This window comes from Pseudomonas sp. B21-047, from assembly GCF_024748775.1.
In the GTDB taxonomy this organism is placed as follows: domain Bacteria; phylum Pseudomonadota; class Gammaproteobacteria; order Pseudomonadales; family Pseudomonadaceae; genus Aquipseudomonas; species Aquipseudomonas capeferrum.
Genome location: NZ_CP087169.1, coordinates 2,231,438 through 2,247,028, shown reverse-complemented (window position 1 = coordinate 2,247,028; position 15,591 = coordinate 2,231,438). Strand labels below are relative to the sequence as shown.

The 15,591-nt window shown below is 63.2% G+C and carries 16 protein-coding genes; 7 read left to right on the top strand and 9 right to left on the bottom strand.

What is annotated here, in order from left to right:
- Position 1 precedes the first annotated feature (1 nt).
- Both LOY26_RS10345 and LOY26_RS10340 read right to left on the bottom strand, forming a co-directional pair.
- A complete protein-coding gene (locus LOY26_RS10345; RefSeq protein WP_033697281.1) occupies positions 2 to 1,384 on the bottom strand; it encodes an aspartate aminotransferase family protein in 1,383 nt (460 codons plus the stop codon).
- A 45-nt stretch (positions 1,385 to 1,429) separates the two neighbouring features.
- On the bottom strand, positions 1,430 to 2,215 hold the full coding sequence (locus tag LOY26_RS10340; protein WP_258714897.1) for a response regulator transcription factor: 786 nt from the start codon (positions 2,213 to 2,215) through the stop codon (positions 1,430 to 1,432).
- 354 nt (positions 2,216 to 2,569) lie between these two features.
- Between LOY26_RS10340 and LOY26_RS10335 the strand changes: the two genes are divergently transcribed.
- Complete coding sequence (locus tag LOY26_RS10335; RefSeq protein ID WP_186660012.1) at positions 2,570 to 3,949, top strand: APC family permease; 1,380 nt, start codon at positions 2,570 to 2,572, stop codon at positions 3,947 to 3,949.
- Between the two features lie 3 nt (positions 3,950 to 3,952).
- Here LOY26_RS10335 and LOY26_RS10330 read toward each other — a convergent pair whose 3' ends face one another.
- Positions 3,953 to 4,444 (bottom strand): GNAT family N-acetyltransferase, encoded by a 492-nt coding sequence (locus LOY26_RS10330; protein ID WP_033697279.1) that lies wholly within the window; start codon positions 4,442 to 4,444, stop codon positions 3,953 to 3,955.
- A 137-nt stretch (positions 4,445 to 4,581) separates the two neighbouring features.
- Between LOY26_RS10330 and LOY26_RS10325 the strand changes: the two genes are divergently transcribed.
- Together LOY26_RS10325 and LOY26_RS10320 are read left to right on the top strand one after the other, a co-directional pair.
- Positions 4,582 to 5,187, top strand: a complete 606-nt coding sequence (locus LOY26_RS10325) for a biliverdin-producing heme oxygenase (protein WP_186660010.1) — start codon at positions 4,582 to 4,584, stop codon at positions 5,185 to 5,187.
- Positions 5,188 to 5,361: 174 nt separating this feature from the next.
- Positions 5,362 to 5,739 carry a hypothetical protein gene (locus LOY26_RS10320; protein ID WP_186666073.1) on the top strand — a complete coding sequence of 126 codons (378 nt, stop codon included), beginning with the start codon at positions 5,362 to 5,364 and terminating at the stop codon, positions 5,737 to 5,739.
- Between the two features lie 20 nt (positions 5,740 to 5,759).
- Here the strand turns inward: LOY26_RS10320 and LOY26_RS10315 are convergent, their stop codons facing one another.
- Positions 5,760 to 5,921 carry a DUF2986 domain-containing protein gene (locus tag LOY26_RS10315; RefSeq protein ID WP_186660006.1) on the bottom strand — a complete coding sequence of 54 codons (162 nt, stop codon included), beginning with the start codon at positions 5,919 to 5,921 and terminating at the stop codon, positions 5,760 to 5,762.
- A 250-nt stretch (positions 5,922 to 6,171) separates the two neighbouring features.
- Here LOY26_RS10315 and LOY26_RS10310 point away from each other — a divergent pair, with 250 nt between their 5' ends.
- The gene (locus LOY26_RS10310; protein WP_186701760.1) at positions 6,172 to 7,953 is read left to right on the top strand and encodes a phosphoethanolamine transferase CptA; all 1,782 of its coding nucleotides are present in this window, start codon (positions 6,172 to 6,174) and stop codon (positions 7,951 to 7,953) included.
- Between the two features lie 13 nt (positions 7,954 to 7,966).
- On the opposite strand, the gene LOY26_RS10305 is transcribed toward LOY26_RS10310, so the two are convergent.
- Positions 7,967 to 9,184 carry an MFS transporter gene (locus tag LOY26_RS10305; protein ID WP_186660002.1) on the bottom strand — a complete coding sequence of 406 codons (1,218 nt, stop codon included), beginning with the start codon at positions 9,182 to 9,184 and terminating at the stop codon, positions 7,967 to 7,969.
- Between the two features lie 166 nt (positions 9,185 to 9,350).
- Here LOY26_RS10305 and LOY26_RS10300 point away from each other — a divergent pair, with 166 nt between their 5' ends.
- The gene (locus LOY26_RS10300; RefSeq protein WP_047583536.1) at positions 9,351 to 9,824 is read left to right on the top strand and encodes a YMGG-like glycine zipper-containing protein; all 474 of its coding nucleotides are present in this window, start codon (positions 9,351 to 9,353) and stop codon (positions 9,822 to 9,824) included.
- Between the two features lie 31 nt (positions 9,825 to 9,855).
- On the opposite strand, the gene LOY26_RS10295 is transcribed toward LOY26_RS10300, so the two are convergent.
- Entirely contained in the window at positions 9,856 to 10,761 is a 906-nt protein-coding gene (locus LOY26_RS10295) for a LysR family transcriptional regulator (protein WP_033697274.1), read from the bottom strand.
- Between the two features lie 215 nt (positions 10,762 to 10,976).
- On the opposite strand from LOY26_RS10295, the gene LOY26_RS10290 reads away from it, so the two are divergent.
- Both LOY26_RS10290 and LOY26_RS10285 read left to right on the top strand, forming a co-directional pair.
- Complete coding sequence (locus tag LOY26_RS10290; protein WP_186660000.1) at positions 10,977 to 11,363, top strand: VOC family protein; 387 nt, start codon at positions 10,977 to 10,979, stop codon at positions 11,361 to 11,363.
- 83 nt (positions 11,364 to 11,446) lie between these two features.
- Complete coding sequence (locus LOY26_RS10285) at positions 11,447 to 12,016, top strand: hypothetical protein (protein ID WP_186659998.1); 570 nt, start codon at positions 11,447 to 11,449, stop codon at positions 12,014 to 12,016.
- A gap of 68 nt (positions 12,017 to 12,084) precedes the next feature.
- On the opposite strand, the gene LOY26_RS10280 is transcribed toward LOY26_RS10285, so the two are convergent.
- The 3 genes from LOY26_RS10280 to LOY26_RS10270 all read right to left on the bottom strand — a co-directional run bounded on the left by LOY26_RS10280 (position 12,085) and on the right by LOY26_RS10270 (position 15,395).
- Positions 12,085 to 13,764: an MFS transporter gene (locus LOY26_RS10280; protein WP_258714686.1), complete on the bottom strand. Its 1,680-nt coding sequence runs from the start codon at positions 13,762 to 13,764 to the stop codon at positions 12,085 to 12,087.
- 199 nt (positions 13,765 to 13,963) lie between these two features.
- Entirely contained in the window at positions 13,964 to 14,398 is a 435-nt protein-coding gene (locus tag LOY26_RS10275; protein ID WP_258714685.1) for a VOC family protein, read from the bottom strand.
- Positions 14,399 to 14,474: 76 nt separating this feature from the next.
- Complete coding sequence (locus LOY26_RS10270) at positions 14,475 to 15,395, bottom strand: alpha/beta fold hydrolase (RefSeq protein ID WP_186659992.1); 921 nt, start codon at positions 15,393 to 15,395, stop codon at positions 14,475 to 14,477.
- Between the last annotated feature and the right edge of the window lie 196 nt (positions 15,396 to 15,591).

Here is a 15,591-nt window from a genome sequence, read left to right as displayed (position 1 = left end):
CTCAGAGCCTGCCCACCAACTTGGCAGTGCGGTCCACGGCAATGCGGGTCTTGTCGACCAGCTCGTCCAGCTCGGCGCGGTTGGCCACCAATGCCGGCGCCATGATCATCCGCCCCAACGTCGAGCGAATGATCAAGCCTTCCTCGAAACCGAAGGTGCGGCATTGCCAGGCCAAGTCGTTCTCGTTGGCAAAACGCTTGCGGCTGGGCTTGTGCTCGGCAAACTGCAGCGCCGCCACCAGGCCGGCACCCTGCACCTGGCCAATCAACGGGTGGTCGGCGAACACTTCGCGCAGGATGCGCTGCAAGTACGGCCCGGTGTCGTCCTTGACCTGACGCACGATGCCTTCGTCACGCAGCGCCTTGAGGTTGGCGATGGCCACCGCCGCCGCCACCGGGTGGCCCGAATAGGTCAGGCCGTGGGCAAACACCCCGCCGCGCTCCACCAGTGCCTCGGCGATGCGCTTGCTCAACACCAGGCCACCCATGGGCACGTAGCCGCTGGTCAGGCCCTTGGCGATCGACAGCGTGTCCGGCTCGAAACCGAAATACTCATGGGCAAACCACTCGCCGGTGCGACCAAAGCCGCCGATCACTTCGTCGGCACACAGCAACACGTCGTACTGGCGGCAGATGCGCTGGATCTCGGGCCAGTAGCTTTCCGGCGGGAAGATCATGCCCCCAGCGCCCTGGAAGGGTTCGGCGACAAAGCCTGCGACGTTTTCCGCGCCCAGTTCGAGGATCTTCTCCTCCAGCTGCAGCGCGCAGCGCCGGCCGAACTCGGCCGGGGTCAGGTCACCGCCCTCGGCGTACCAGTACGGTTCGTCGATGTGCGCCACGTCCGGGATCAGCCCGCCCATCTCGTGCATGAACTTCATCCCGCCCAGGGCCGTGGCCGCCAGGGTCGAGCCGTGGTAGCCGTTCCAGCGGCCGATCATGACCTTCTTGTTCGGCTGGCCGACCACCTGCCAGTAACGGCGCACGGTGCGGATCAGCACTTCGTTGGCCTCGGACCCGGAGTTGGTGTAGATCGCATGGCTGTAGTGGCCTGGCAGCAAGCTGAACAGCAATTCGGACAGTTCGATCACCGCCGGGTGGGTGGTGTGGAAGAACATGTTGTAGTAGGCCAGTTGGTCCATCTGTGCGGCGGCCGCGGCGGTCAGGTCCTTGCGGCCGTAACCCAACTGGGTGCACCACAGGCCCGACATACCGTCCAGGTAGCGCTTGCCCTCGCTGTCCCATAGGTGCAGCCGTTCGCCACCGACCATGACCCGCGGGCCTTCGGCATTGAGCGCCTTCTGGTCGAGGAAGGCATGAATGTGGTGCGCCGCGTCAGCGGCCTGGTAGTCACGGGTCTGGCGTTTGGGGGCAAAAGGCGCGTTCATTGGCGGGTTTCCTTGTGGTTATAGGGGCGGGCGAGGCGACTGCGCTCAGCGCAGCCTGCCCATGTAGCTTTCCAGCGGGTCCTTGCCCAGCACGCCCTGGGCATTGGCCAGCGCGTCGATGAACAAGGAGAACAGCTCGGACTGCGTGCCGATGTCGAGCTTGGCGTAGACATGCTTGCGGTGTGACTTGATGGTGTCTTCCGAAACCCCCAGGCGCTCGGCCAGGGACTTGGTCGAGTGGCCACGCAAGATGAGCTGGGCAATGCGGCATTCGCGCATCGTCAGCAACGAACTGCCGAAGTTGTTGAGGGCGGCATGGATGCGTTGCTCCAGCACATTCTCGAAACGCCCACCGCGGCTGCCCAGCCCGGCAAAGTGCTTGCTGAGTACCGCCAGCACCCAGGGCGTGATGCGCCCGAACAGGTCGCGGCTTGGGGCGTCCAACTTGTCGGTGAAGGCCAGCGACACTGCCAGGCTCTGGCCGGGCGCGACCTGCAGGATGTAATTGAGCTCATCCTCCAGGTGTGAATGGCGGTAGAACGACTGGTAGTACTCACTCACTTCGAAGTGGTCGGGCGCCACGTCGAACAGGCCATAGCAGCCCGACGCGACCTGCTCGACGCAGGCGCCGTAGAACGGGTCGAGCAGATAGAAGCCGGAAAGGTAGCGGCTGACGTTGCCTTCTGGCTGCCAGGGAGCCTTGTCATCCTGCTCGAACAACGCGCATGGCATGCCGTCATGCGGGTAGAGGTAGACCGTGGTGGCCTGGATGGGCCGGATCACCCCGAGCGCTGCGAACAAGGTGGCGGCAAAGCCCGGTTGGCCGATCATGTCGGTAACCCTGGCAATGTGCTCGAACCACTGTGTTGAAGCCAATTGATCACTGGTCACTGGAAATCTGCCGGTAGCGGGAAAACGGTATCGCCGTCGGGGCGGCGCGTTGTTTCCAGATACTCCCATGGCCAGGCGAAGACCGAAATCACCCTTTGGGGTGAGCGTTTTCAGGCGACCAGCGGCTCACCCCAAAGGGTGATTTCGAGCAGGCCCGGGGTATGGGAGCATCGTCCGGCCCCACCCCTGAGGGCTGCGCAACCCAAGCTGGCCCAGCCTCCTTTCATGGCCCCTCAACAGTATCGAGCCCGCTCGCATACTGCGGCGTCCTGCATCCGATTTCAGGAGTTCGCAATGCATACAACAACAACTACGGCCCAGACCCACTCCGCCAACGCCTCGTCACCCTCCGCGTCTTCCGGCCGCTTCAGAAAGTCCATGGGGCTCAGCGCCCTGGTGCTGTTCGGCCTTGCCTACATGGTGCCCCTGGCGGTGTTCACCACCTATGGCCTGGTCACCCAGATGACCAAGGGGCACCTGCCCACCGCCTACCTGCTGACCCTCGCCGCCATGCTGTTGACTGCCTACAGCTACGGCCGCATGGTGCAGGCGCACCCCTACTCCGGCTCGGTGTACACCTACACCCGCAAGGCATTTGGCACCCACATCGGCTTCATGGCCGGCTGGACGCTGCTGCTCGATTACATCTTTTTGCCGTTGCTCAGCTACCTGCTGATCGGCATCTACATGTCGGAGTACTTCCCGGCCATCCACGCCTGGGTATGGGTCGCCGGCTCCATCGCTTTGGTGACCTTCCTCAACCTGATCGGCATCGAGTCGATTACCCGGGTCAACTGGATCCTGGTGGTTGTGCAACTGGTGTTCATCGTCGTGTTCGTCGGCTTGTCGATCAACAACCTGGCAGGTCAATCGGCGCCGGTGTCACTGCTTGCCCCCTTCCACCACGAAGGGTTCAGCGTGCCGCTAATCATGACCGGTGCCGCGGTGCTGTGCCTGTCGTTCCTTGGTTTCGACGCGGTCTCGACCATGGCCGAGGAAACCAGCAACCCGACGTTTCGCATCCCACTGGCGATCATGGCCGTGTCGCTGATCGGTGGCCTGCTGTTTCTGGTGGTGTCGTACTGCGCGCAGAGGGTCTTCCCCGAGTGGGGCGCCTTCGCCGACCCCGATTCGGCCTCGGTGGACGTGATGCGCCGGGTCGGCGGTGAACTGCTGGTGACGGCGTTTACCGCCACCTACGTGGCCGGCTGCTTCGCGTCGGCCATGGTCTCCCAGGCAAGCGTGTCGCGGGTGCTGTTCGCCATGGGCCGCGATGGTGCGTTGCCAGGGGTGTTCGGCCAGTTGGTGACGAAAAAACGCGTACCGGCTGCGGCCATCATGCTGGTCAGCATCCTCTCGCTGATCGCCCTGGTCATCACCCTGGACACAGTCGCAAACATGATCAGCTTCGGTGCGCTGTTCGCCTTTTCGGCAGTCAACCTGGCGGTGGTCAAGCACTACCTGGTCGACCAGAAGCTGCGCGGCACCCGCAATTACCTGCTGTATGGCGCGATTCCAGGGTTGGGGTTTCTCAGCACGCTCTGGCTGTGGAGCAGCCTGTCGAGCCTGTCGTTCACCATCGGGCTGTGCTGGATGGCCGTGGGCTTCCTCTGCCTGCTCGGGCTGACCCGGGCGTTTCGGGTGAAACTGCCCGAGTTGCAGATGGCCGAATGACGCTCAGAGCGTCATGAGCATTTCGTGCCAGGCCATGCCGCCGTGGTCGGACGGCGACGGTTTAACGTAGGCGTAGCCGAGCTTGGCGTACAACGCGACATGCTGTTCCTTGCACATCAGGTGGATGGTCTGCTTGCCTTGCGCCTTCATGCGCTGGATGAACGCGCCCATCAGCAGCTTCGCATAGCCTTTGCCCTGATGGGCGGGGTCGACCACGACCGACATGATCACCACGTTGGGCGCCGCCGGGTCATGGCCGACCAGTTCCTTGAAGGCTTCGTCGGACATGACCACGTCATGGGCACAGCCACTGTTGATGAAGCCGACGGTTTCACCCTCGGCTTCGAGCAGCAGGAACCCTTCAGGGTACTGCGCGATGCGGGTGCGGATTTTTTCCAGGGTTGCCGCTTCATCCCCTTCATAGGCGCCGATTTCGATCGCGTAGCAGCGTTCAGCGTCGGTAGGTTCGGGGTTGCGGAACTGGGGGGCGCTCATGCGCTGACTCCTTTGGGACATGACAACAGACTGCATGATAAATCACTGCCGTTTATTTTCGGCGTGACAGGATCGTTTCCTAGGCTGAGTGATCTTATTACCATGCTCCTTTTGCCACTTCGACATGGAAATCCCCGATGACTGCAACCGCCACGCGTCTCACCGTCCCCGGCCGCTGCGCGCGCCTGAAGGCGTCCAGCAGCCGCGACCACGACAGTGTCGATGAACTGGTCATGGCCGCACGCCCCTTCGAAGACCGTGAGCGCTATGCGCGCTTTCTGCAGGTGCAACACCGCTTCCATGGCAGCCTGCTGGCGTTGTACCACGATGAGTTGCTCAACGATCGCCTGCCAGGGCTGATGCAATTGTCGCGCTTCGCGGCGGTCGAGCGCGATCTGCTTGACCTGGGCCTGGCGCTGCCTTCGGCGCCGCCGACGGTCATTGCCAGCCCGGCCCAGGCTTTGGGTTGGCTGTATTGCAGCGAGGGGTCGAACCTTGGGGCGGCGTTTTTGTTCAAGCAAACCCAGCGCCTGGGCCTTGACGGCAACCAGGGGGCTCGGCACCTGGCGCCCCATCCCGACGGGCGTGCCCTGCACTGGCGGGAGTTTGTTGCCAGGGTTGATGGCCTGGCACTTGATGCCGGGGAAGAGGCTGAGGCGATTGTAGGGGTGATTGCGGCGTTTGACAGTTATCGGGGGCATTTGCGTGCGGTGTTTGCCGGGGGTGACGGTGTGGGGGGCTGACTGGTGCCTGGCATTGGATCTCACAGGCGCTAAAAACCTCAAGCCAGGAACCCCCAAAACACCGCGCGAGCACCCGAGCCCAAGACAACCATCAAACCTACCTCACCAGAACTTTTCCCAATTTAAAGGTCTATGTGCTCAGGAAAAATGGTTTACCAGAGGTTGCCTTCGCTGATGAAAATGCATGTCGCACGGTTGATGCTTCTCGGCCTGTTCACCTTCGCGGCGGTGGGCTCGGCATCCGCATCACAAATGAAAACCCCGAACGCTGCCTCGCCTGTCGCAGCCCCTGCCGAATCCCCCTGGCCCAGCGTGGCCAGCCTGGCTGGCGAGCACTCAGCGCCCTTGCTCGCCCATGATGACCGCTACCGGCACGACGACCGTTGGCACGATCACCGAGGCGACTGGCGCCGGGACCAGTGGCGCCGGGAACAAGCCCGCCGAGAAGCCGAGCGACGTCGCGACTGGGAACGCCGGCGGGACTGGGAACGTCATCATGAGCGGGCGATGCATCACCGCTACCAGGACGACCATCGTTACTATCGCCGTTGATACGTCCAGCCCTCACCCGCTCAGCTCTGGGCGTCTACAACCGCACCCTCGGCAGCTTCGGCTGCCAGCTTCAACCGGTCGGCTTTACTGATGTACTTGGGCTTGCTCTTGGGCGCCAGCTTGGCACTGGCCTTCTTGGCATGCGCCTGCATCAACTGTTTGATCTTTTTACGACGGTTCATATTCCACTGCGCCTGTAGGTCTGGTTACGCTGCCGACATCATACCTGCACGCGTGGCGGGGACCACGGGTTAAGTTATCGCAGCCATTACAGGACAGGCGTTGGCGCCCTTGGCAGTTCGCGCAATGGCGCAATACGGCTGGGCCTCCTTGCCAACGGCATTGACGTTATTTTCACAGCCATCAGATTAGCGTCACGCCCTTTCCGGCCGCCCGCACATTGGGTGGCTGCCAAGGTTCAACGAGGCATACGTGTCAGACACTACAACAACCCCCTCCCCGCGCAAACGGGTGGACTGGGCCGGCCTGGGCTGGCTCCTGCTGTTCTTCTGGTATTTTTCCGGCGTAACCCAAGCGCTGCTGCTGTTCAGCGGTACCACAGGGTTTGCCGGTTTTCGCGATGCGCTGTTCCTCAGCAGCCTGTGGCTGGCCCCGGTGCTGCTGCTGCCGCGCTTCACCCGGGCCACTTCGGCGGTCATCGGCCTGGTGCTGTGGGGCGCTTCGCTGGTAGGCCTGAGCTACTTCGGCATCTATCGCCAGGAGTTCTCGCAAAGCGTCATCTTCGTGATGTTCGAGTCCAACACCGCCGAGGCCGGCGAATACTTCAGCCAGTATTTCAGCCTCTGGCTGGGCCTGGCGCTGCTGCTGTACAGCCTGGTTGCCGTGGTGCTGTGGAAACGCGTGCGCCCGGTCACCTTGCCTATGCGCAGCCGAATCCCGGTAGTTGTCCTGCTGTTGCTGGCCAACCTGGTCTACCCCTTCTACAAGCAGATGGTTACCCAGGAACGCAACTTCCTCGACGCCGCAGAAAAGGTCCAGCAGCGCATGGAGCCCGCCGTGCCCTGGCAACTGCTGGTTGGCTACAAGCAATATCGCCAGCAACTGAACAACATGCAGCAGCTGCTGGCACAGAACGCCGCGCTGCCGCCCTTGCAGAACCTGCGCAACAGCAGCGGTGACACACCGCGCACCCTGGTATTGGTGCTGGGCGAATCGACCACCCGCGAGCACATGCACTTGTATGGCTACCCGCGCGATACCACACCGAATCTCGACGCGCTGGCGGCCAGCGACAAGGGCCTGACAGTGTTTCAAAACGTCGTTTCGCCGCGCCCCTACACCATCGAAGTGATGCAGCAGATCCTTACCTTCGGTGACGAACAGCACCCGGACCGCTTCCTCACCGACCCGTCGCTGATCAACCTGATGAAACAGGCGGGGTACAAGACCTTCTGGATCACCAACCAGCAGACGATGACCAAGCGCAACACGATGCTGACCACCTTCTCCCAGCAAACGGACGCACCGGTCTACCTGAACAACCAGCGCAACCAGAATGCCAGCCAGTACGACGAGGTGGTGCTGGACCCGTTCCAGAAGGCGTTGCAAGACCCTGCACCGAACAAGTTCATCATCATCCATCTGCTGGGTACGCACATGGATTACCGCTACCGTTACCCGAAAACCTACCAGCACTTCAGCGATCGCCAGGGCGTACCGGCCAAGCTGACGCAGAGCCAGGCAGAAACCTACAACTTCTACGACAACGCGGTGCGTTACAACGACCACGTCGTCGCCAGCCTGATCAAGCGTTACTCGGCCAGTACCCCCAACGGCTTCCTGCTGTACCTCTCCGACCATGGCGAAGATGTCTACAGCTCTGGCGATCATGACCGCCTGGGGCGCAACGAAGGTGCCCCGACCCGACCGATGTACACCATCCCGTTCCTGCTCTGGACCTCGCCGAGCTGGCAGGCGGCCCACCCACGCGACCTGCAGGCCATGGCCAACCGCCCCTACAGCAGCTCGCACTTGATCCACACCCTGTCCGACCTGGCCGGGCTCAGCTATGACCACTACGAGCCGGCAAAAAGCATCGTCAACTCGCAGTTCGTGGTGGCGCCGCGCTGGATCGGTGACCCTTACCGCAACAACGGCCTGCGCGAGTTCGACAAACTGCCCCAGGACAAGGCCGCACGGGTGCAGGAGACTGCCAGTAGCGCCAAGGCGCAGCCAGGCAACAACCTCAACTGATCGACCGGTGCTATCAACCGGTGCAAGCGCCTGGCAGTGCCGCACCGGCCACCGCGCCCAGGCGCCGGTAACTGCACAGCGCAACCAGTGCAACGGCAACCCCTGCGGCCACGGCCACCTGGTAGCCCGCCGTGGCCCCCAGCAGGTCGACCACCTGCCCTGAGGCCAAAGCCCCCAGCGCGACGCCGACATTCAGCCCGGCCAACAGCCAGGTCATGCCTTCGGTGAGCTGGTGCGCGGGCACGCTGCGCTCCACCAGTGACATCGCCACGATCAGGGTCGGTGCGAAGAACAGGCCTGCCAACAGCACGGCGCCTGCAAGCGCGAAAACGCTGCCCGCCAGTAGCAACGGCAGGGTCGTCGCCGCCGTCGCCAGGCCGCCGAGCAGCAACAGCCGGTGCGGCGGCATTGGCAATTTCAAGGCACCGAACACCAGCCCCGCCGCGCATGAGCCAATGGCGTAGCACGCCAGCACCAGGCTGGCCGCGGCCGGCATGCCGGCCTGTTCGGCGAATGCCACACTGACGATATCGACGCTGCCCACGATCACCCCCATGGCTACCATCAACAGTGCCAGCAACTGTACCTCCAAGCGCCGCAACACCGACCCCTGACCATTCAAAGCGCCTGCGTCTGCGTCCACCGCTGGCTCGGTGCCGGTTTGAACGACCAGCGCGAACACCCCGATCGCCAGCAGCACCGCCGCAGCCAAGGGCCCGGCCTGGGGCGACAGCCCCACGCACAGCCCTACCGACAGCGGTGGCCCAGCGATGAAGGTGAGTTCGTCGAGTACCGTTTCCAGCGAATAGGCCATCTGCAACTGCGGTGTACCCCGGTAAAGCGCCGTCCAGCGCGCACGCACCATCGCCGACAGGCTGGGCATCAAGCCTGCCAGCGCGGCCCCGATGAACAGACTCCAGTCAGGCGCCTGCCACCCGCTGCACGCCAACAGCAACAGTATGCCCAGCACACTCAAGGCGGCAGCGACAGGCAGCACACGGCGCTGGCCGTGCCGATCGACCAGGGCGGACACCTGAGGCGACATCAGCGCATAGGTCAACACGAACGTCGCCGCCACGGCGCCCGCCAGGCCATAGCTGCCGCGCAGTTGCGCCAACATGGTGATGATGCCGATGCCCATCATCGGCAAGGGCAAGCGAGCCACCAGGCCAGCCAGGGCAAAACCTGCCGTGCCTTTGGCCTGGAACAGTTGGCGGTAGGGGCTGAGCATGATCGGCTCTCCTTAAGGAAAAAACGTTTTACATACACTTCGTATGATTATGATCTTATTATCATACGCAATGAATGTAAAACGGCCCGCAAGTCCGAGAGCAGTCGGTGTTTTGTTTCGCACGGACTATCCTGTGAAAGGGGGTCACGCCCACAGGAGGTGTGCCATGCGTTCGTTTACTTGGAGTTACCTGCTGGTGCTGCTATGCACAGCACCTGCCGCCCAGGCGCAGACAGTGGTGCCGCTGAAGGGCCAGAGCAGCCAGCAGATGCAACAGGACATCAATGAGTGCAATAGCGTCGCAACCAATGCCGCGAACAGCACCGCGACTTCCAGCGATGCCCACGTCGGTGGCCGGGTTCGCGGTGCAGCGGCAGGTGCTGCCGCAGGTGCCGTAGGTGCGCAGGTGCGTGGCAATCAGCATGACGAGGTGTATGACCGGGCCAGTGACGATGCCAAGCAGGCGTACCGGCAGAACCGTGCCGGTGAAACCGCCGCCGCCGGGGCTGCGGTCGGTGGCATGCGCCAGCGCCAGGACCGTCGAGAGGATCGGCGCACGCAGGACCAGGCGCAGAGCTCGGCCCATGCCAGCGCGTACAGTGGTTGCTTGCAGGGGCGCGGGTATCAGCTCAACCCTTGACCCTCAGGCACGGTCAGCCCAGCGGCGCGCATCAGAATTTGGCCAGTTCTTCACGGCAGAACTCCACGAACAGCTGCGCCGGTTTGGTCAGCTGTACCCGCTTCAAGCGGGCTGCCGCCAGCCCTGAAAGCGCCACCGGCTCGGCGATGTCCACCATCGCCAGGCGCTGCCCGTCGTAGGTGCACTCCGAATGCGGGCGTGTCACCAGCAACGAAAAGCCGAACCCCTGCCCGACCATGCCGCGCACCATCTCGATCGACGGCGAGCTGAAGACGATGTTGGGGGTCAACCCCATTTCGTTGAACAGGCTGACGAAGTAGGTACGGCTGGGTGCCACGTCCAGCAGAATCATCGGCTCGGGGCAGAGGTCGCGCAGCGACACCTGGCTTTGCCCGGCGAAGCGGTGCTTTTCGGGCAACAGCACATAGGGTTTTTGCGGCGGCATCAGTGGCTCGGCCTCGATCGTGCCATCAAGGTCGTGGTCGTAGAGAAACACCAGGTCGAAAGTGCCGGCGGTCAGGCCCTGGATCAGGTCCTGCTGCTCGCCATCGCGCAGGCGGATATCGACGCCCGGGTAACGCTCGCGAAAACCGGCGATCAGCCGCGGCAGGTACAGCGGCGCCACCGTTTCGAAACAGCCGATGTCGATCTGCCCGGCCACGGTGTCGTTGTCAGCCAGTGCGTTCTGCTCGAACTCGTGGGCCATTTGCAGCAGCGATTTGGTCTTGGCGTAAAAGCGCTTGCCGCTGGGGGTCAATGACACACCTTGGGCGTGGTGGCGGATGAACAACTGCACGCCAAAGCTTTCTTCCAGGCTCTTGATTGCCGTGGAAATCGACGGCTGGGCGATGTACAGCTGGCGCGAGGCCTCGGCGACGCTGCCGGCCTCCACGGTGGTGACGAAATACTTGAGTTGTCGCAAGGTATAGGAAGCCACAGGTACCTCTCTGGCGCTGTCTGGGCGCTCGGGGATTTTGCCTGTCACTGTAACGTGCGGCCTGGCTGCCGGGGGATCGGCCGATGAAGGATTTACCTATGGCTTGAGCATGTTTTTTGTAGCCGGCGACTGGCGCCCTGTGAAGCCTGCCACTGGTCAAATAGGCCCGAGCGTCTTTACTAAGAGTGAACGAGCCCCGCAAACGGTGTGTGCCTATGAAGATCGTGGTCACCAGCATCCTTGTCGACGACCAGGCCAAGGCCTTGGCTTTCTATCACTACGTGCTCGGCTTCATGCCCAAACATGACATCCCCCTGGGCCGGCACCGCTGGCTGACCCTCACCTCACCTCACGACCCCAATGGCGTCGAGCTGCTGCTCGAACCCGATGCCCACCCCGCAGCCAAGGTGTACAAGGCAGCGCTCAAGCAAGACGGCATTCCCGTCACCTCATTCGGCGTGCGCGACATCCAGGCCGAGTACACCCGGTTGTGCGCGGCCGGCGTGCAATTCACCCAACCCCCCACAGTGGTGGGGCCGGTCACTGTGGCAGTGTTCGACGACACCTGCGGCAACCTGATCCAGATCGCCCAGAAACACTAGCAACCGCCCGCCCGGCGGGCACCTGTGGCCCGCCCTCCGCTAGCGTTGCCATTGCTCACTTGCGCACCTGACAAGGAAAACAAATGCGCCACGAATTCAGTGAAGTCCTCAACGACCTGATCGATTACTTCCTGGTCGGTGACATCCAGCTACTCGAACGCTTCAAGCAGGAAAACGGCCTGGCCGACGACCTGGCCCACGCATTCACCCATGACGACAGCGGCGATCAGGCAGTACGCGAAGGCGTGGTGCTACCCATGGCGGGCATCGACAACCTGCCCTACCGGATCATCTTCACCCTCGATGGCCACCCACCCGCCCTGCGTGAACCGGGCAGCCGGCTGAAGCATCAGCGTTCTGGGTATGTACTGCACGTCGAGCACCGTGCGGTGATGCTTTATACCTGGCGCATCCTGCAGCACTTCACCAACAAGACCCTCGGCGACCTGCTGGCACGCTACCAGGCGCCGGGGAGGCCGATCATCGAGCTGGAAAATGGCTGGTACGACGTGGAGGTGCTCGGCGGTGCGGTGGTGCGCGACGGGCTGTACGAGCCGGCGTTCGAGTTCGTCTTGAGCAAGCGCTGGAGCCGGGCTGAAGCCGCAGAGGTAGATACCGGGTACGCCTTTACCCTGCGGGGCTATTTCGACTGACGCCGCTTCCAGCCATGCGCCCTTGCAGGGGCGCCCGTGCCAGGGCGCTCCTGCATACAGCGACAGGATCAGGTGTGGCTGATGTCCCGGTCCTTGGTCTCCGGCATGAAGAAGATCCCCAGCACCGCCGTCATCAGCGCGATCACGATCGGGTACCACAAGCCGTAGTAGATATCCCCGGTCGCCGCCACCATGGCAAACGCCACCGTCGGCAGGAAGCCGCCGAACCAGCCGTTGCCGATGTGGTACGGCAGCGACATCGAGGTGTAACGGATGCGCGCCGGGAACAGCTCCACCAGCCAGGCCGCAATCGGCCCGTAGACCATGGTCACGTAGATCACCAGGATGGTCAGCAGCAACAGCACCATCGGATAATTGATTTTCGCAGGGTCGGCCTTCTCGGGGTAGCCCGCCTCTTTCAGCGCACCGCCAAGGGTGGCGGTGAAGGCATCGTTCTGCGCCTTGAAGTCGGCTGCGGCCAAGCTGCGGCCGTCAAAGCTCGGGATCACCCGCTCGCCGATACGGATCTGCGCCACACTGCCAGGCTCGGCTTTTTCGTTGGAGTAAGGGATCGCGCGCTTGGCCAGCACACTCTTGGCAAGGTCGCAGGAGCTGGTGAATTTGGCCTTGCCCACCGGGTCGAACTGGAACGCGCACTGGCCGGGGTCAGCCACCACCACTACCGGGTTCTGCTCCTGGGCGACGAACACGTCGGGGTTGCCGTACTCGGTCAGCGCCTTGAAGATCGGGAAGTAGGTCAGCGCCGCGATGATGCAGCCAGCCATGATGATCTTCTTGCGCCCGATGCGGTCCGACAGGCTGCCGAAAATGATGAAGAACGGCGTGCCGATCAGCAGCGAACCGGCAATCAGCAGGTTGGCGGTCTGTGGGTCGATCTTCAATGTCTGCAACAGGAAGAACAGCGCATAGAACTGCCCGGTGTACCACACCACGGCCTGGCCGGCGGTACCGCCGAGCAGCGACATGATCACCACCTTGAGGTTCTCCCAGCGGGCGAACGATTCGGTCAGTGGCGCCTTGGACGCCTTGCCCTCGGCCTTCATCTTCAGGAACACCGGCGACTCGTTGAGCTGCATGCGGATGTACACCGAGATGGCCAGCAACAGGATCGACAGCAAGAACGGAATGCGCCAGCCCCAGGCTTCGAAGGCCTCGGTGCCCAGGACCGTGCGGCAAGCCAGGATCACCAGCAGCGACAGGAACAGGCCCAGGGTAGCGGTGGTCTGGATCCAGGCGGTAAAGAAGCCACGCCGGCCCTTGGGCGCATGTTCGGCCACGTAGGTTGCCGCCCCTCCGTATTCACCGCCCAGTGCCAGGCCTTGCAGCAGGCGCAGGGTGATGAGGATGACCGGCGCCGCCACGCCGATCGTCGTATAGCTGGGCAGTAACCCGACCAGCGCGGTGGACAGGCCCATGATGACGATGGTGATCAGGAAGGTGTGCTTGCGCCCAATCAGATCGCCCAGGCGGCCGAAAACGATGGCGCCAAACGGCCGCACGGCAAAGCCTGCGGCAAACGCCAACAGGGCGAAGATGAACGAGGTGGTCTCGTTGACGCCGGCAAAGAAGTGCTTGGCGATGATCGCGGCCAGTGAGCCGTACAGGTAGAAGTCGTACCATTCGAACACTGTGCCCAGGGACGAGGCGAAGATAACCTTGCGCTCCTCCCGGGTAATACCGCGTTGGGGCGCGCTACTGCCCGTGGATGCGCTGTCGATAACCGCCATGGGTTGCCTCCGTCTTGTTGTTATCCCAGGCCGGAGCACCTCACACCCATTTCACCGTCGCACCCAGGCCCTAGGGCTTTCATTGGTTGCGCGAAGCACGACGAGGCGGGCCGCCTCGGATCGCAGCAAGTATCTGAAGCATAATCGGCTTTACCGGGATATCCACCCGCCGTGATGGCGAACTGGCACAACGGGCACGTCATTGCCTTTTCGACGCCTCGGGAGACGGAATCGGCCCTTTGAGCTCGACCTGGTTGCCGTCCGGGTCAAAGCAATACAACGACAACCCCTCGCCCTCGGCGCCGTAGCGCTTCTCGGCAGGCTCCACCTGCACCCCCGCAGCGCGCAGGTAAGCGGTCAATGCCTGTTCATCGAAGGGTTCGATACGCAGGCAGAAATGATGCAGGTTGCGCCCCTCTGCGCCCGGCGCAGCGCCACCGGGCTGCCCCAGCACACCGTCCAGCGTGACCAGGTCGATCATCGCCGCCCCCGTGGCCAGGTGGACCATGCCCAGGTCTTCACGCACCCTGCTGACTGTGCAGCCGAGCACATCCACATAGAAGGCGATGCTGCGCGGCAGGTCGCTGACCCGCAGCACAAGGTGGTCGATGTGCTTGATGGCGAACGGTCGCATGTGGGGGCTCCTTGTGGCGTCTGCGCGAGGTGAACCGCCACCATAGCCCAGTACCCGGCGCGCTGGCCATTGCCCGCTACTCGTTGACCAACCGCTGCAGTACCCCGCCTTCGTGCCGCGCCAACAACCGCAGAAGCTGATCGACCAGGGCCCGATCGGGCGACTCCAGGTGGAAGTGGTGCCCGCCGGGGTGCCAGGAAACCTTGGCATGGCTGGGCAAGGCCGCCTCACGCTGGGCAAAGGCGTTGCCGCTGAAAGCGCCTTGCCGACCGAACATCAAGTACAGCGGGCAGCGGATCTGGCCGAGCAGGTCACAGGCTTCGCGCTCGGTCAACGGCATGGGCTCGGGCAGCACCAGGCGCGGGTCGTGGCGCCAGCAATAGCCATCGCTGAGCTGCAACAGGTCGCGTTGCGCCAGCAGCCGTGCGGCGCCCTCCGACAGCTCGCCATCCAGACGCGTGCGCCGCTGCTCCAGGGCAGAGGCGAGGCTGTCGAAACGGCTCGCATCGGGCTCGGAGAAACCCTGCAACTGGCTGCGCTGAACCATGCGCTTGAGCCGATAGGCGCGGGCCAGGTGCTGTACGCGGTCATCCTCGGCGACCGTGAACGGCGCCCCCATGCCATCGAGGAAAACCATGCTGGCGATACCGCTGGTCATGGCCGCCAGCAGCGATGCGACGCCGGTGCCCATGCCGTGCGCCAGCACATGAAATTGCGCCAGGCCCAGGGCGTCGGTCACCGCCAGCATGTCCTCGGCGTGCTCCCACAGGTAGTAGCCACTGTCGTGGCGACGATGGTCCGAACGGCCATGGCCGACCAGGTCGGGGGCCACCACGAAACAGCCATCGAGCATCGGTGCCAGGCGCTCGAACGAGGCGGCGTTGTCCAGCCACCCATGCAGGGCCAGCACGGGAATGCCGTCCTCCGGGCCCCAGCAGCGTATGGCAATCTGGATGCCATTGAGGTCAAGCAGGTGATCCTTGGGTGTTGCACGCATGGGTACGCTTCCTGACTTGAAGCCTGGCACGACCCCACCAGGCCGAATACGCCGCCGGCCTCTTCGAAGCAGATCGCCAGCGACAACCCTTGCGCCGGGCCGCACGGGGCTCCGACAGGTTACCTTGGCGTAACGGCAGGCGACTGATTGGCCCGTCACCGACTGTGACTTAGCCGTCACCGACCCTCAGGTTCAA

What these genes read in the sequence shown, in the direction of transcription:
- LOY26_RS10300 (WP_047583536.1), top strand. Translation starts at nt 9,351, where the DNA reads ATGCGTTCGTTTACTTGGAGTTACCTGCTGGTGCTGCTATGCACAGCA.
- LOY26_RS10345 (WP_033697281.1), bottom strand. Translation starts at nt 1,384, where the DNA reads ATGAACGCGCCTTTTGCCCCCAAACGCCAGACCCGTGACTACCAGGCC.
- LOY26_RS10335 (WP_186660012.1), top strand. Translation starts at nt 2,570, where the DNA reads ATGCATACAACAACAACTACGGCCCAGACCCACTCCGCCAACGCCTCG.
- LOY26_RS10285 (WP_186659998.1), top strand. Translation starts at nt 11,447, where the DNA reads ATGCGCCACGAATTCAGTGAAGTCCTCAACGACCTGATCGATTACTTC.
- LOY26_RS10305 (WP_186660002.1), bottom strand. Translation starts at nt 9,184, where the DNA reads ATGCTCAGCCCCTACCGCCAACTGTTCCAGGCCAAAGGCACGGCAGGT.
- LOY26_RS10275 (WP_258714685.1), bottom strand. Translation starts at nt 14,398, where the DNA reads ATGCGACCGTTCGCCATCAAGCACATCGACCACCTTGTGCTGCGGGTC.
- LOY26_RS10340 (WP_258714897.1), bottom strand. Translation starts at nt 2,215, where the DNA reads ATGATCGGCCAACCGGGCTTTGCCGCCACCTTGTTCGCAGCGCTCGGG.
- LOY26_RS10315 (WP_186660006.1), bottom strand. Translation starts at nt 5,921, where the DNA reads ATGAACCGTCGTAAAAAGATCAAACAGTTGATGCAGGCGCATGCCAAG.
- LOY26_RS10320 (WP_186666073.1), top strand. Translation starts at nt 5,362, where the DNA reads ATGAAAATGCATGTCGCACGGTTGATGCTTCTCGGCCTGTTCACCTTC.
- LOY26_RS10325 (WP_186660010.1), top strand. Translation starts at nt 4,582, where the DNA reads ATGACTGCAACCGCCACGCGTCTCACCGTCCCCGGCCGCTGCGCGCGC.
- LOY26_RS10270 (WP_186659992.1), bottom strand. Translation starts at nt 15,395, where the DNA reads ATGCGTGCAACACCCAAGGATCACCTGCTTGACCTCAATGGCATCCAG.
- LOY26_RS10330 (WP_033697279.1), bottom strand. Translation starts at nt 4,444, where the DNA reads ATGAGCGCCCCCCAGTTCCGCAACCCCGAACCTACCGACGCTGAACGC.
- LOY26_RS10290 (WP_186660000.1), top strand. Translation starts at nt 10,977, where the DNA reads ATGAAGATCGTGGTCACCAGCATCCTTGTCGACGACCAGGCCAAGGCC.
- LOY26_RS10280 (WP_258714686.1), bottom strand. Translation starts at nt 13,764, where the DNA reads ATGGCGGTTATCGACAGCGCATCCACGGGCAGTAGCGCGCCCCAACGC.